The 15,093-nt window shown below is 47.4% G+C and carries 15 protein-coding genes; 9 read left to right on the forward strand and 6 right to left on the reverse strand.

Going from position 1 to position 15,093, the window contains the following annotated elements; all coding sequences use genetic code 11:
- Nucleotides 1-276: 276 nt before the first annotated feature.
- Entirely contained in the window at nucleotides 277-1,317 is a 1,041-nt protein-coding gene (locus tag WIG73_RS06035) for a helix-turn-helix domain-containing protein (protein WP_337399706.1), read from the reverse strand.
- Nucleotides 1,318-1,440: 123 nt separating this feature from the next.
- Nucleotides 1,441-1,662 carry a helix-turn-helix transcriptional regulator gene (locus tag WIG73_RS06040; RefSeq protein ID WP_249313581.1) on the reverse strand — a complete coding sequence of 74 codons (222 nt, stop codon included), beginning with the start codon at nucleotides 1,660-1,662 and terminating at the stop codon, nucleotides 1,441-1,443.
- A gap of 244 nt (nucleotides 1,663-1,906) precedes the next feature.
- Between WIG73_RS06040 and WIG73_RS06045 the strand changes: the two genes are divergently transcribed.
- On the forward strand, nucleotides 1,907-2,260 hold the full coding sequence (locus WIG73_RS06045; RefSeq protein WP_337399707.1) for a helix-turn-helix transcriptional regulator: 354 nt from the start codon (nucleotides 1,907-1,909) through the stop codon (nucleotides 2,258-2,260).
- Nucleotides 2,261-2,350: 90 nt separating this feature from the next.
- On the opposite strand, the gene WIG73_RS06050 is transcribed toward WIG73_RS06045, so the two are convergent.
- Nucleotides 2,351-3,151, reverse strand: coding sequence for a ZIP family metal transporter (locus tag WIG73_RS06050; RefSeq protein ID WP_337399880.1), 801 nt, complete (start codon nucleotides 3,149-3,151; stop codon nucleotides 2,351-2,353).
- A 193-nt stretch (nucleotides 3,152-3,344) separates the two neighbouring features.
- On the opposite strand from WIG73_RS06050, the gene WIG73_RS06055 reads away from it, so the two are divergent.
- The 6 genes from WIG73_RS06055 to WIG73_RS06080 are packed head-to-tail and all read left to right on the forward strand — an operon-like array spanning nucleotide 3,345 to nucleotide 8,985.
- Nucleotides 3,345-4,112: a glucosamine-6-phosphate deaminase gene (locus WIG73_RS06055; protein WP_337399708.1), complete on the forward strand. Its 768-nt coding sequence runs from the start codon at nucleotides 3,345-3,347 to the stop codon at nucleotides 4,110-4,112.
- 17 nt (nucleotides 4,113-4,129) lie between these two features.
- Nucleotides 4,130-4,999, forward strand: coding sequence for a sugar phosphate isomerase/epimerase family protein (locus tag WIG73_RS06060; RefSeq protein WP_337399709.1), 870 nt, complete (start codon nucleotides 4,130-4,132; stop codon nucleotides 4,997-4,999).
- 1 nt (nucleotide 5,000) lies between these two features.
- Nucleotides 5,001-6,068, forward strand: coding sequence for a Gfo/Idh/MocA family oxidoreductase (locus WIG73_RS06065; protein WP_337399710.1), 1,068 nt, complete (start codon nucleotides 5,001-5,003; stop codon nucleotides 6,066-6,068).
- 15 nt (nucleotides 6,069-6,083) lie between these two features.
- Nucleotides 6,084-6,971: a Gfo/Idh/MocA family oxidoreductase gene (locus WIG73_RS06070; protein WP_337399711.1), complete on the forward strand. Its 888-nt coding sequence runs from the start codon at nucleotides 6,084-6,086 to the stop codon at nucleotides 6,969-6,971.
- A gap of 14 nt (nucleotides 6,972-6,985) precedes the next feature.
- Nucleotides 6,986-8,149: an N-acetylglucosamine-6-phosphate deacetylase gene (gene nagA, locus WIG73_RS06075; protein ID WP_337399712.1), complete on the forward strand. Its 1,164-nt coding sequence runs from the start codon at nucleotides 6,986-6,988 to the stop codon at nucleotides 8,147-8,149.
- Nucleotides 8,149-8,985: an AraC family transcriptional regulator gene (locus WIG73_RS06080; RefSeq protein ID WP_337399713.1), complete on the forward strand. Its 837-nt coding sequence runs from the start codon at nucleotides 8,149-8,151 to the stop codon at nucleotides 8,983-8,985. Before nagA ends, WIG73_RS06080 begins: the two co-directional genes overlap by 1 nt.
- 20 nt (nucleotides 8,986-9,005) lie before the next feature.
- Here the strand turns inward: WIG73_RS06080 and WIG73_RS06085 are convergent, their stop codons facing one another.
- The 3 genes from WIG73_RS06085 to WIG73_RS06095 are packed head-to-tail and all read right to left on the reverse strand — an operon-like array spanning nucleotide 9,006 to nucleotide 12,634.
- The gene (locus WIG73_RS06085) at nucleotides 9,006-9,935 is read right to left on the reverse strand and encodes a phosphoglycerate dehydrogenase (RefSeq protein ID WP_337399714.1); all 930 of its coding nucleotides are present in this window, start codon (nucleotides 9,933-9,935) and stop codon (nucleotides 9,006-9,008) included.
- Complete coding sequence (gene ilvD, locus WIG73_RS06090) at nucleotides 9,928-11,583, reverse strand: dihydroxy-acid dehydratase (protein ID WP_337399715.1); 1,656 nt, start codon at nucleotides 11,581-11,583, stop codon at nucleotides 9,928-9,930. Before ilvD ends, WIG73_RS06085 begins: the two co-directional genes overlap by 8 nt.
- 16 nt (nucleotides 11,584-11,599) lie before the next feature.
- A complete protein-coding gene (locus tag WIG73_RS06095; protein WP_337399716.1) occupies nucleotides 11,600-12,634 on the reverse strand; it encodes a LacI family DNA-binding transcriptional regulator in 1,035 nt (344 codons plus the stop codon).
- Between the two features lie 191 nt (nucleotides 12,635-12,825).
- Here WIG73_RS06095 and WIG73_RS06100 point away from each other — a divergent pair, with 191 nt between their 5' ends.
- Together WIG73_RS06100 and WIG73_RS06105 are read left to right on the forward strand one after the other, a co-directional pair.
- A complete protein-coding gene (locus WIG73_RS06100) occupies nucleotides 12,826-13,581 on the forward strand; it encodes an aldolase/citrate lyase family protein (RefSeq protein WP_337399717.1) in 756 nt (251 codons plus the stop codon).
- Nucleotides 13,582-13,596: 15 nt separating this feature from the next.
- Nucleotides 13,597-14,793: a hypothetical protein gene (locus WIG73_RS06105; protein ID WP_337399718.1), complete on the forward strand. Its 1,197-nt coding sequence runs from the start codon at nucleotides 13,597-13,599 to the stop codon at nucleotides 14,791-14,793.
- The last annotated feature ends 300 nt before the right edge of the window (nucleotides 14,794-15,093 follow it).

A 15,093-nucleotide genomic window follows, 5' to 3' on the forward strand; every position in this document is an offset into this window, starting at 1 on the left:
ACTTTGAAACTGCCTCCTCGCAGGTTTCGGATAATTCACGGTGCGGGGTGCCACATCGGAACGGACTTTGCTCCGTTCCGATTTTTTTATAAAAAAATAAATCCCGGCAAAGCTTTTCACTTGCTGGGATTTATGCTTAGTTATTTAGCGGATAACCGAAATAGTACAGCCAGAACGGGCCGCCGCTTTAATGTAAGCTGATAATTGATCCGCCTTTACGGTGGAGCAAACAGGCTTTTTCCAGGTTTTATTCATGATGTCATTCCCCCTTTCGTGTCATCTTTCTGAATATTTACTTAAAACGCCGATGATGGCGCTAAAGTACTTTCTGTTTAGGCTGTAAAGAATGGTTTTTCCCTCGTTCCGCGTTTTTACAAGCCCAATTCTCGTCAGCATGGTAATGTGATGATAGGCCGTAGAGCCGGAAAAGCTAAAAATCTTTTCCAGGTCTTTACAGGTAACTTCGTTTCGTTCTAACAACAGCTCCATAATTTTTACCCGGCTTTCTTCACACAGCGCATTGCCGAAATCCAATAGACTTAAATCCTTTTTGTTTTTTACAAAATCTAAAATTGAAAGATAGTCATATCCAAGAAGATAAACAGCGCCTTCCTGCACACCAAAAAAATTAATGCTATACTTATTTACAAGACAATAGGATACATATAAATTTAAATTGTTTTTTTTAATAAAACTTAAATCCATTATTCCTCTAATATGCTTGCTTAAAATTTCAAATGTCGTCTGGTTATAAACATCGAGGATTTTCTGATAATTCTTTTCATAATATTGAGAAAGCATAAATTCTTTTGCAATCAGCTCAAAGTGCAGCGTTCGAATATATGGTTCCGGATGAATAAAAAATTCATACAGCTTACTTTTTACCTCAGTGGAATAGTGCGATGTTTTTATCAGCGAAAATAGTTCCAACGTAGAGTTCATGCACGCATCAATCTTCTCGTCGGAAATTTCGTAAAAATAAAATCGAATCAGAGCGCGAAGCAGCTGGTCACTGTCTGCCAGTTCTTTCTGAATCAGTTTAAAGTTATAGGTTGTCGTGAACTGTTCTTTATATGGATTAAAATATTGTGTTGCAAAAAAACAGCGTCCGTTTTCAATGGCATGAAAAAAAACATATAAATCTTCCGGAATGTCAGGAAAAATGTCCAGCAAGCCGTTAAAATATTTAATATTATCAGCCTGTTTCTCACTATTCTCAAACGTATTAATATAATATTGTTTATTAAATCTAAGATAAAATATAAAAAGCAGGTCATAAATATAACCCGGTTCTTTTAACAAACGAATTTGAGACATGCCATCACCTCAACCTTCTTTACTTTCATTATAACAAAAAAACAAAAAAAGTCAAGAATTATGACATCAAACAATTAAAAAAATATAAACTTTTTTATGCTTATCAATGCCCGCAAAACAGTTTTAAAGCGGGCGAAATAGATTTTCCGGGGATATGTCAAAATGGCGGAAAAGCCGAATTGCTATATCCACCGTGATGCTCTTCGGCAGGCTGCCCTGCTCAATCTGTATTAATTCCGGCACAGATATTCCGCAAATGTGTGCCATCTCCTCCCTGTTAAGGCCGTTTCTCTTTCTCAATATTTTAACATTATTGCAAAAAATTGAAATTTCTTTATTTGTCATAATAAAAATCCTCCCTCCAACAAATTACATAATGTGAACTGTATTTTTTCTTTTTTGCGGCAAATATTGACAAAACCTGCTTTTTATGTTATAGTTAACGGTATAAAAACATTGAAAAGCAACGAGATGTCGATTTTTGTTTTATCTTGTTTACAGTTATATTATATTTCAATTTATTGGAGTTGTCAAGATGTATGTTCCAAAATATTGAATTATTATTTCATAAAATTGGAGTGTGATAATTGTGGATTTTTCACAAAATTTATGTAACATCATGAAAGTTCATGGAATTTCAAAGGCAAAATTGGCAAGGCAGTTGGGCGTTTCCCCCAGCACCATTACCAACTGGTTAGAGGGCAGATGCAAGCCGGGCATTGAAAAAATGCGGGAAATGTGCAAATTTTTTCAAGTTACGGCAGATTATTTGCTGACAGGCCGCACAGAACCTGCGAATTATTCTGCAGAAACAACACATTCGCTAACGCCGCAGAGTTTTTCTATGGCTGAAACGGGGAACGGCGCCAAACCGCAGCTTACCGCAAATGAAATTTACAGCATAAAAGAAATGGTTCAAAAATACGAGAAAGATAAAAAATAAGCATGCCCCGCGCACCTTTGCGGGGCATGCTTTTTTAAACCATACCGATAATTCACCCGTTCCCTTTATCAGCCGCAATTCTCCCATGCCTCAGCCCAGAGCAACGTCTAAAATCATCATGATTAAAAATCCCGCCATTACGCTGATGGTGCCAATGTGGGAATGTTCCCCCAAATGTGCCTCAGGAATTAATTCCTCCACAACCACATAAATCATGGCTCCTGCCGCAAAGGAAAGCACCCACGGCATAATGCCTGTAACGCTTCCGGCCACAAGCACGGTAAGCAGGCCGAAAACCGGCTCAACCACACCCGACAGCGCACCGTAGACAAAGGATTTTCCCTTGCTCATGCCCTCCGACCGCAGCGGCAGAGAGATGGCCGCCCCCTCGGGAAAGTTTTGCAGGCCCATGCCAATGGCAAGGGCAATTGCGCCGGCCAGCACGTCGTGGCCGACCTCCCTGCCAGCCACAGAAAACGCAAGGCCCACCGCCATGCCCTCGGGAATATTATGCAGCGTCACGGCCAAAACAATCATGGTTGTGCGGCGCAGTTTTGAAGGAAGACCCTCCGGCTCTGTGCTGCCGATGTGCAAATGGGGCAAAAGCTGGTCTAGCAGCATTAAAAACGCACCGCCCAAAATAAACCCACCGCCTACGGGAACCAGCGGGCTTTTTCCCTGGGTTTCCGCCATCTCCATGGCAGGAAGCAGCAAAGACCAGACAGACGCGGCAATCATCACCCCGGCGGCAAAACCCAAAAAAATTTTCTGCGTTTTATCCGACATATCCTTTTTAAAGAAAAACACCATGCCCGCGCCCAAAACGGTGGCAAGGCATGTAAAACCCGTTCCCAAAAGGGCAAACAACAGTTCCCTTGTAAGCAATAAAATCCCTCCATAATAAACAGCATATCCATTTCTTTCTATGATATAACGGAATTACGAAAATGTCAATTGCTTTTGCGCAAACTTAAGGGCATAAAGCTCTTTTTTATATTGCGTTTCCTTGGGATTGTTCTGTGTTTTGTTGACATGCAAAGCGTTTGTCGGATATAATATGCGTAACGAAAAAGGGAGGAATTTTATGCTTTTAAAACAATCGAAAAAAGAACGCTTGTTGTATTATGTCTTTTCCACAAGAGCTGAAATGGGGGCGAAAGCCGCAGAGGATATTGCCGAAAGAATTTTGCTCCTGTTAAAGGAAAAAAAAGAAGTTAACATGATTTTTGCAGCCGCGCCCTCACAGAACGAGGTGCTTTCCGGCCTTGCCGCAAACCGGGAGATTGCCTGGAACAGGGTGAACGCCTTTCATATGGACGAATATATCGGCCTGTCCCAAAACCACCCGCAAAGCTTTGCGAAATTTTTAAACAACGCGCTGTTTGACAAGGTAAACCTTCATTCGGCAAACCTGATTCACGGCGACGCAAAAGACCACGCGGCAGAGTGCCGGCGCTATGAAACGCTTTTAAAAAGCTATCCCGCCGACATTGTATGCCTTGGCATCGGCGAAAACGGCCACATTGCGTTTAACGACCCCTGGGTGGCAGATTTTGAAGATAGCTCCCTGGTAAAAACCGTGCCCTTAGACGAAATTTGCCGCAGACAGCAGGTGCACGACGGATGTTTTGCCTCCCTCGGCCAGGTTCCGAAAACCGCCGTCACTCTAACGGTGCCGGCTTTAACTGCCGCGCCTTATTTGTTTTGCACCGTGCCCTCAAAAACCAAGCGGGCGGCGGTAAACACGGCGGTAAACGGCGAAATTTCGGTTGACTGCCCTGCATCTGTTTTAAGGCGCTGCCAAAACGCCGTTTTATACTGTGATGGGGAAAGCGGACAGGATTTGCTTTAAATTAGGAGGGATTTAACATGTTTCAATTAGGTGTTATCACAGACGAGGTGTCGCAAGATTTTGAAATTGCCCTGCAATTTGCCGAACGGCACGGGCTTGACTGTGTTGAACTGCGGTCTGCCTGGGAAAAAGGGCCTTTTGAATTTACAGACGACGACATTTTAAAAATAAAGGCATTAAAAGAACAATATCACATGCCCATTGCTGCTGTTTCGTCGCCCTTTTACAAATGTTCCTATTTTGACGAGCAGACAAAGGCTGCCCACCTGGCAGGATTTGCGCGAACCGTTCGGCATGCAAAGCTTCTCGGTGTTTCCTATATCCGCTGTTTTGACTTTCTGCGGGACGAACGGGTAACAAAGGAAATGGTTAAGGAAGCATTTCAAGAGCCAATTGATTTGTGCGAAAGGGAAGGGCTCACCATTTTAATCGAATCGGAACCCTCCACAAATTCCTGCGACTGTGAAAAAACGGCGGCCATTGTAAATTATATAAACAGCCCGGCAGTGAAATCCTTGTATGAGCCGGGGAACGACATTTACAGCCCCACCGCCGAAATTCCATATCCCGATGGGTTTCGGTTTGTGGAAAACAGTTTTTGCCACGTTCATGTAAAAGACGCAATGAAAACTGGCGGAAAAGCTGTCGGCGTTGCAGTGGGCGACGGATTGGTGGACTATTCTGCTATTATAAAAGAACTTCTTCAATCCAACTTTTCCGGTGCCGTGGTGCTGGAAACCCACTACCGCAAAAGCGGCGCCATATCTGACGGGGCTTTAAGAAATCCAAAGGGCAGCCAAATTTCGTCTGGCGGCGAAGCCGCCAGCGAGGAATGCATTGTAAATTTAAAAAATATAATCAGGCAGGCAAAAAGGGAGGTCTTGTAACATGGAACGAAAACTCAGCGCCGCAATCATCGGCCAGGGCAGAAGCGGCCGCGATATACACGGAAAATACCTGTTGACAGAAGATGCAAAAAAACTTTATAATGTAGTTGCAGTGGTCGAGCAAAACGAAGCGCGCAGAAACCGTGCAAAAGAGGAGTTCGGCTGCCCGGTGTTTGAGGATTACCGTCAGCTGTTTGACTTAAATAACATCGACGTTGTCATTAACTCGACCTTTTCTTACCTGCACTTTCCCATTACCATGGATTTGCTCCGCCACAAATTGAATGTAATTGTGGAAAAACCATTTTCCAAATATGCCATGGAATGTGAACAAATGATAAAAGCGGCAAAAGAAAAAGGCGTTTTTCTTACGGTGTTTCAGCAGTCGCGGTTCGCACCCTATTATGAAAGGGTGAAAGAAATTATTGCCGGCGGCAGGCTTGGCACCATTCACGAAATTGCAATCTCCTTTTCCGGCTTTTCCCGCCGGTGGGATTGGCAGTGTTCCCAGCGTTTCTACGGCGGCGCACTGCTCAACACCGGGCCGCACCCCATGGACCAGGCGCTGGATTTGCTGGACACCGACGAGATGCCCGCTGTGTTTTCCTGCCTGAAAAACATAAACTCTGCCGGCGACGCGGAGGATTATGCAAAGGTAATTCTTACCTGCCCCGGCAGGCCGCTTATTGAGGTGGAAATAAACCCGGCAGACGCCTATTCCGATTTTACATATAAAGTTTGCGGCAGCCGCGGAAGCCTGCGGGCAACGCAGAAAAACATAAAGTGGAAATATTTTGACCCCGCGCCCCTTCCGCCTTTAACCTTAACCCCGCTCACGGGAGGCGACGGCATATCTCCTGCATATTGCAGCGAATCTCTTACCTGGCACGAATTTGAAGAAGAGGTCGGCGGTACCGCTTTCGATTTTGGCACCGCTAAATTTTATGAAAACGTCCACAGCCATTTCACCTTGGGTACGCCCCTGGCCATTCGCCCGGAAAAAATTCTTCAGCAAATCCGCATAGCAGAGCTGATTCACGCACAAAACCCGGCGGAAACCCGCTTTTAAACGGAGGAACAAAACATGACGAAGGTTGCGATTTTAGGAAGCGAAAATAGCCACGCCTGGCACTTTGCCGCGGCGCTGTCCGGCAAAGACGGAAGCAGGCTGTATCAAGACATAGAGCTTATCGGCGTTTACGGCGACATTTCCCGGGAGGATGGGCGGAAGGGAAATGAAGAAATTGCAAAGGTAAGCAGCTGTCCGCAATTTGCAGGCCATTACGACGATTTTCTCAGCGAAGCCGACGCCGTTATGGTGACAGCCCGCCACGGAGATAACCATTTGAAATATGCATATAAATACATAGAAAAGGGAATTCCGGTGTGGATTGACAAGCCCATTACGGCAAACGAAGCCGACGCGGCGGCCCTTGCTGCCCTGGCAAAAAAACACCGCGCACCCATTTGCGGCGGTTCCTCTTTGGTGCACACCGACGAAATCAAACGGCTCTGTGCATATGTAAAAGAAAACCGGGCCGACGTTTTGGGCGGCCACGTCACCGCACCGGTAAATTTAGAAAACGATTACGGTGGGTTCTGGTTCTATTCCCAGCATCTAGTGCAAATGATTACGGCGGTGTTCGGCATTGACGTAAAAAGCGTCACGGCTAAAAGGGAAAACAACTCCGTCCGCGCCGTTTACCGCTATGAAGACTTTTGCGTCACCGCCTTTTTCGGCACAGGCTACACGGCAAGCGTCTATAAGAGCGGTTATGACGCAGTAAGCTGTAACATTCATTTGGGCGACGACTATTTTCTTCCTGAACTGAACGATTTTTATCAAATGATTAAAACAGGGCGCGGAGTTGCCGATTTTCGTGAATTTATTGCCCCGGTAATCTTAATTGGGGCAACCAAACGGGCGTTTGAAGAAAACAGGGAAACAGCAGTCACCATTCCCGAAGTGTAAGGGGCAAAGCGGTCATGATAGCGATTAAAAACGGAACTGTGGTAACCGGCGGCGAATCCGTCCGCGCCAATATTTATTTTGAGGGCGGCAAGATTTGCGCCATCACGCCAAAAGACCTTCCGGCAGAAAAAACGGTTGACGCAAAAAACCTGTTTGCCGCGCCCGGATTTATCGACATTCACACCCACGGCGCAGGCGGCAGCGACTTTTTAGACGGCACGGCAAACGCCTTCCTCACCGCGGCCAGGGTACATGCAGAGCACGGCGCAACCAGCATTGTGCCGACGCTGACCTCTGTCAGCACTGAAAAAATAGAAGCGGCAATGGCGGTGTTTGACGAGGCAAAAATCCAAAACCAAAACGGGGCCAATCTTTTGGGCCTGCACTTAGAAGGGCCTTATTTTGCAGTGACGCAGAAAGGCGCCCAGGAGGAACGGTTTATAAAACCCTTTGACAAAAACGAGTACGAAGCAATTTTAGCCGGCTCTGACGGACGCATTTTAAGGTGGAGCGCCGCGCCAGAGCTGCCCGGAGCCAAAGCCTTTGCCGCACGGCTTAAGGACTTTCACATTCTTCCCTGCACCGGGCACAGCGACGCCGACTGTAATTGTGCCCTTGAAGCTTACGGCTGGGGGTTTCGCCACGTGACCCACCTGTATTCCTGCATGAGCAGCGTTCACAGAACAAACGGCTACCGTCACGGCGGCGTTGTAGAAGCGGCATTCTTAAACGATTTTATGACGGTTGAACTCATAGCAGACGGTGCGCATCTGCCGCCGGAGCTGTTAAAGCTCGTTTATAAAATTAAGGGTCCCGAAAAAATTGCACTGATTACCGATTCCATGCGCGGCGCAGGTATGCCGGAGGGCAAAAGCGTTTTGGGCTGCATTTCCGACGGTCTGCCTGTAATTGTGGAAGACGGCGTGGCAAAACTGCCTGACAGAACCGCCTTTGCGGGAAGCGTGGCCACCTGCGACAGGCTGGTGAAAACAATGGTGCAGCTCGCTGAAATTCCGCTTTCTAAAGCTGTTCAAATGGCATCTCAAACGCCGGCGGACATTTTAAGCCTTGCAGGAAAGGGACAGATAAAAGAAGGGTTCGACGCAGACATTGTCATTTTTAACAAAGACATTCACATAATGAAAACCATAGTCGGCGGGAAAGTGGTGTATGGATAATGGAGGAAAAAATTTCGCTTTACAGGGACGCGCCCTCGCCTGTAATTGTGTATCACAATAAAAATGAACGTCCCCATGTGGACGTTCCGCATCTGCACAGCCAATATGAAATTTATTATAACATCGACGGCGCAAAGGGATTTTTTGCAGACAAGCGGTTTTACGACTGCACGGGCTTCGACCTGTTTGCCATTCCCCAGGCATGCGTTCACAAGGTAATTGTCAGCCGCGGCGCGGTTTATGAACGGTGTATTATCAATATCGACACAAAAATTATCGACGCAATTAACGCCGCACCCCACATGAACCGGCCATTGAGCTGGCTTGCGGGCTCGCCTTTTCCCAAAAAGGCAAACCTGAACGAACAGGAACACGAAGAATTTATGAACCTGATCAAACAATATCACCTGCAGGAGTCCCATGAATTAAAGCGGTATGCCGCCTTAATTGAAATTTTGGCCTTTATCGGCGGATTTTTCCTTCCCGGCCGGACGGCTTCTCCCGCGGGCAGCCCTCCTGACTCCATTGCGGAGAAGGCCCTGGTGTTAATTGAAGATCAGTTTCAAGACATAAAAATTTCTGAAATTGCAGAAACGCTGTTTGTGAACGAAAGCTATTTCAGCAAGCTGTTTAAAGAGGAGTTTGGCCTCACACCGGAAAACTATTTGATTGTGAGAAAAATTGCAGAAGCAAAAAAATATTTGTATATGGGCGCTTCGGTGAAAGAAGCCTGTTTTCTTTCCGGCTTTCACAACTACTCCAATTTCATCAGAACGTTTAAAAACTTTGAAGGATATTCTCCCGGAAACTTAGAGAAATTAACCGACCCGCTGTAACCAAACAGCGGGTCTGCTCTTTATTTTTGAAAGAAAGAAATAATGTTTTCCGCCGCCGCAACGTCCATTTTGACAAAAATTTCTTCTGTAAACGTTCCCACATGGGGCGTTAAAATTACGTTTTCCATGCCGCGAAAGCTGCTGTTTGTCTCCGGTTCTTTTTCAAAAACGTCAATTGCCGCGCCCGAAAGTTTGTTTTCACATAAAGCGCGCTTTAAATCGGCGCAATTTACCACGCCGCCCCGGGCCGCGTTAATCAAATAGGCGCTTTGTTTCATTTTGCACAGCTTGCCATAATCCATGTAATTTGCGGTATTCTCAGTCAGCGGCAGGTGCAGCGTCACGAAATCGGACTCTTCTAACAGCTCGCAGACCGGTTTTTGCTGTGCTCCAAACTCCGCTTCCGCCCGATCATTGCGCACCGTATCCGTGTATAAAATATGCATACCGAAGCTGTGGGCGCGCCTTGCAACTTCATATGCGATTTTGCCCATACCAACAATTCCTAAGGTTTTTCCGTTCACGCTGTAGCATTGACACCGCTCCCAGCGCCCTGCGTGCATGCTTTGGTTTAAAACGCTTATCCTGCGTGAAAATTCTAAGATATACGCCATAACCAGCTCCGCCACCGGCGGCTCCACCACGCCCAGCGTTCGTGCTACCGCAATGTTCTTTTTTTCTGCATAGGCTACGTCCACACTGTCTGTGCCCACGCCCCGCCGGGAGATAATTTTTAAGTTCGGCGCGCTGTCAATGACCTCTTTCGTAATCTTTTCTAAATCGCAGATCAGCGCGTCTGCGTGTTTTGCATAAGGAATGATCTCTTCCGGCGTTAAAAACTTGTGCCCATAGGGGTTGTCTGTCACCGAAAATCCGTTTGCAAGCAACAGCTGTTTTGCCTCGCCGGAAAACTTTCCGAAATATTCGCTGGTAATTAACACATTATACATCCATGTAACCGCCTTTCATTGCCGAAACCGCATTCTTTTTATAAATCCCTAAAATGCCGCTCTCCTTTGGCGGCGTATAGGAAAACCCTTTCCTCCGGCTTTCAAAATCCACGCCGATTGCTTCAATCCGTCGGTTGGGAACGTCAATAGAAATCATGTCGCCGTCTTTTATCAGCGCAAGATTGCCGCCCTGGGCGGCCTCCGGCGAAATGTGCCCGATACACGGCCCCCGGCTTGCGCCGGAAAACCGGCCGTCTGTAATAATCGCCGTGGTGGAAACAAGGGTTTCGTCTGCACACAGTGCCTCGGTGGTGTAAAACATTTCCGGCATGCCGCTTCCCTTTGGCCCAGCGTAGCGAATGACAATGCAGTCCCCGGGGTTAATTCTCTTTTCGATAATGGCGTTTCTTGCTGAAAGCTCGTCGTCAAACACCCTGGCAGGGCCGCAGAACACCTGCATCTCTTTCGGCAGCGCCGTATATTTCAGCACTGCCCCGTCTTCCGCCAAATTCCCGTAAAGCACGGCAATTGCGCCGGTGTCGGAAAGTTTTTTGATAACATCCTCCCGCTTTAGTCCGTAGTTGGCAAGATACCCCTCCCAGCGGACAAGCTCGCCCTCAATCTCCGCCAGGTTTTCGCCCAGCGTTTTGCCCGTTACCGTTAATGCGTCAAGCTCCAGCAAATCCTTCACCGCAAGCATTACCCGCGGCACACCGCCGGCATACCAGAACATTTCGGTGCTAAACTCGCCAACCGGACGGGTGTTCACCAAAAACGGCGTTTTTCGGTGCAGCTCGTCAAACAGACGCATATCCAAATCAATTCCCAATTCATGGGCAATGGCAGGCAAATGCAGAAGCGCGTTTGTGCTGCCGCCGATGGTGCCATGAATGACGATGGCGTTTTTCATTGCCTTTTCGGTTAAAATGTCCCGTGCGCGTATGTTTTGTTCCACCAAACGCACACAGGCGCGCCCCGCCGCTTTTGCGGCGTTTTGAATAAACTTAAGCCCAACAGGCATCAGCGCGGAATGGGGCAGCGCAAGCCCCAGCGCCTCGCTTAAAACCTGCATGGTGGCCGCGGTGCCCATAAACTGGCACGCCCCGCAGGAGGGGCATGCGTCTTGCTGGCACTTGTGAAACGCCTCTTCCGTCATGTCGCCCCGGCGGCATTTCACGCTGACATTTCCAATTTGCTCCAGTGTAAAACCGCCTGCCGCCGCCGGCATAACGCCGCCGGGAACAAACACCGAAGGCAGGTTCAGCCGCGCAATGGCCATTAAGTGCGCAGGCACGCTCTTGTCGCAGCTGGAAATGGCCACCAGCCCGTCAAAATCGTTGGCCATTGCGTGAATTTCTACCATGCCGGCAATGATGTCTCTTGAAACCAAAGAATAGTTCATGCCGTCGTGCCCCTGAGCAATGCCGTCGCACATGTCGGTCACCGTGAAGACCGACGGCTTTGCCCCGCTGTATTTCACACCGTCTGCCGCCATTTGCACCAGCCGGTCTAAATGTGCGCTTCCGGGATGGCTGTCTCCGAAGGTGGAATCGATTAAAATTTGTTTTCGTAAAATATCTGTTTCGTCCCAGTCCATGCCCTGGCGCAATGCGTCAATTTCCGGCGCGTTCTGTTTTAAGTCGCTCATAAAAAACCCTCAATTCCTAAATTTTTGCTTTCTGCGTGGAACTCCGCACCACAAGCCGCGGCTGAAAGTCCACCGTCACGGGATACTTGTTCCGCTTGTTTATTTTATCGTCAATCAAGTCAATGGCCTGGCGCGTCCGCTGGGCCGTCAGATGGTCTACCGAAGTCAGAGCCGGAGAAACAAACTCCGAAACCGGCAGATTGTCAAATCCCGCGCAGGAAACGTCTTCCGGCACCTTAAGCCCAAGCTCCTGCAGGGCTTTTAAAATACCGATTGCCGTCATGTCGTTGATGCCAACCACCGCCGTAGGCCTGCGGCCGCCTATTTCAAACAGTTCTTTCGTTTTTTGATATCCCAACTCAATTTCATAGTTTGCGTGCTCCATCTCCTGTTCTGTGTCGCCGGAAATAACAATCAGTTCCGCACGGCCGCTCAGCACGCGCTTCATTCCGTCAATCCTCCGTTTGCGCGACAGGGTAATAGAATGTTTCGGTGCAGTGATAACCGCAATCTTTTTGTGCCCGAAATGAAGCAGATGCTCTGCCAGAAGCTCCCCCGCCAGGCCGCTGTTTAAGCTGACGCAGTCGGCCGCGGTGCCCGGCTCTGTTTCGCCCACAATGGCCACCGGCAAACCCAGCCGCCGGGCCGTTTCCATCTCTCCTGCGGCGGGCGTAAACCCATAGAGAATACCCGCCACTTTCAGGCTGATTAAAAGCTTAAAATACCGTGCTTCTTTCGTTTCGCTGCGGTTGGTATTAATCACAATTAAGCCATAGCCCTTGGCGGCGGCAATCTCGTCAACTTCCTTTGCCAGCGCCGGATAATATAAGTTCGACATATTGGGCACTAAGAGCGCCAATACGCTGTCTGACACTTTATGATAGTTTTTCAGCTTGCCCCTGGGGACAAACCCAAGCTCACTGGCAGCCTCAAACACTTTTTGCTTTGTGCTTTCTGAAATGCGCATATCGGCTCCGCTGAAAACAAACGAAACCGTGGACTGCGACACACCCGCAAGTTTTGCAACATCCTGCATCGTAGCTTTTTTCATTTTCTACACCCCTTGGGTGTAATTATATGCGTTATTAGCAATATTGTCAATTACCTTTCCTCATAATTCCTGTAAATCCGCCGCTAATATTCATTAAAATATTAGTAATAAATTCAGGCCGAATTCATTGACAAGCCAGTGCTTTTCCGTTATAATTCCAACCAAGACGGAAAATGAAAGGACAGGTATGAATGAGAAAGGATTTATTGGCATTAACCCCCCTTTACGGGAGCTGGATTCAAACGGGCAGTCCGGCGGCGGCTGAAATTCTTGCAAACGCAGGCTTTCGGTGGCTGGCAGTGGACATGGAGCACACGGAAACCTCTTTAAAGGAGTTTACCAACATCGCCAGGTCTATGGAAAATTACGGCGTTTTTCCAATGGTTCGGGCAAGCGAAAACAATACGGTCGAAATCCGAAAATATTTAGACTGCGGAGCAAAAGGCATTATTGTTCCCATGGTAAATTCCGCAGAGGAAGCAAAAAAAGCCGTTGCCGCGTGCAAATATCCGCCGGAGGGCGTTCGCGGATTTGCCTTTGTTCGGGCGAACGACTGGGGCGACAGCTTTAATGACTATGTAAAGCGTGCCAACTGTGAAACCGTGGTGATTGTGATGATTGAAACAAAGGCCGCAGTAGAAAACATAGATGAAATTTTGTCGGTAGACGGCGTAGACGGCGTGTTTATTGGTCCTTACGACCTATCCGGCTCTTACGGAATTCCCGGTCAGACCGGACACAAAACGGTGAAAGACGCCATGCAGACAGTGCTCACCGCCTGCAAGCGCTATAAAAAGGCCGCAGGGCAGCACATTGTAACGCCCACGCAGGAAAATGTTTCCGAGGCGGTGTCCTCGGGATTTACGTTTCTGGCGCTGGGAATGGACACAGTTTTTGTTTCGGAAGGTGCAAAAGCCGCACTGAACATGGCAGAACAAAAACAATAAGGAGTGAATAAAACGATGGACGATTTTAAAAACATTAAAAATGGTTTGGTTTTGCCCTCCATTGGATATGCCGACCAGCCCAAGCTAATCGAGGCGGACAATGGCACATGGGTTTACACCATCACCACCGGTGAAGGCGCAGAAGGCACGAAAAATACCTTTGTGGGCATTGCGCTCAGCCGCGACTTAGGAAAAACCTGGTCTGAGCTTAAAAGAATTGACGATTCCCCTTTCGAGAGCTCCTACTCCAGCCTGTTTAAAACAGACTTCGGCAGAATTTATTGCTTTTATGACTTCAACGTAGATGGACTGAACACAGATGATGAAATTGAAGAAGCCGATGGCACGGTTTCCCGCGCACAGCGGTTCGACATGGGCTTTGGTATTTTTTGTTTTAAATACAGCGACGACAACGGTCAAACCTGGAGCAAAAAACGGTTCGAAATTCCCATGCGCGACTTTGACATTGACTTTGCAAATCCCATCAAAGTGCGAGGCAAAACAAGGCGTTGCTTTTGGAACGTGAGCAACCCTTTTGCATTGGGCGACGCTTTTTATCATCCCATGAACAAAATTATGTATCAAAACGGCGATGTTCTCTATCGAACAGAGGGCGTTCTGTTAAAAAGCAACAATTTGCTGACGGAAAAGGACCCGGAAAAAATTCGGTGGGAAACATTGCCGGAGGGAACCAAGGGCATTCAAAGCCCTGCCGGCACAAGGATTTCCGAAGAACACTGTTTTGTTCCTCTGTCTGACGGCACCATTTACGACGTGTTCCGCACCATAGACGGAAAGCCCGGTTACACGAGAAGCCAAAATGGAGGACGCACCTTTGATGCGTTGCGCTATCAATGCTTTGCCGATGGCACCGAGATGAAGCACCCCAGAGCGGCAAATTTTGTTTGGAAGTGTAAAAATGGAAAATATCTTTACTGGTTTCACAACACCAACGGAGAGGAATGGGGCGGCAGAAATCCGGCATGGCTCTGCGGAGGTGTGGAGTGCGATTCTGAAAATGGTAAAACCATCAAATGGTCGAAGCCCGAAATCGTTTTGTTCAGCGAAGATAAAAAAGAGGGCATGAGCTATCCCGACTTGTTTGAATGCGATGGAAACTATTATTTGGCCGAAACCCAAAAAACCGTTACCCGTTTGCATAAAATTCCGGAAGAATTTTTGTCAGGGCTTTGGTCGGAAGTAGACGACTGAAATTAGTGCTAATATTAGCAACTTCTATCCAACGTACAAATAAATTTTTATATAAATAAAACCAGCAGGTGCTTTGCCTGCTGGTTTATCTCGCACGAAAGCTGAATTTTCCCATCTACCGTGCTAAACATTCTTTTTTTCAGTGCACAAAACACGAAATGCCGCAGCGAAGTAAAATCACTGCGGCATTTCTACACACACAAGATACACACATAAAGCATATCCATGTTTTAATTTTAGCACAGGATATGCTAAAAATCAATATACAACTTGCACAATAAATAAGATTATTAAACTATT

Origin of the sequence: Congzhengia sp., from assembly GCF_037235575.1 — a bacterium.
Lineage (GTDB): Bacteria > Bacillota > Clostridia > UBA1381 > UBA9506 > Congzhengia > Congzhengia minquanensis.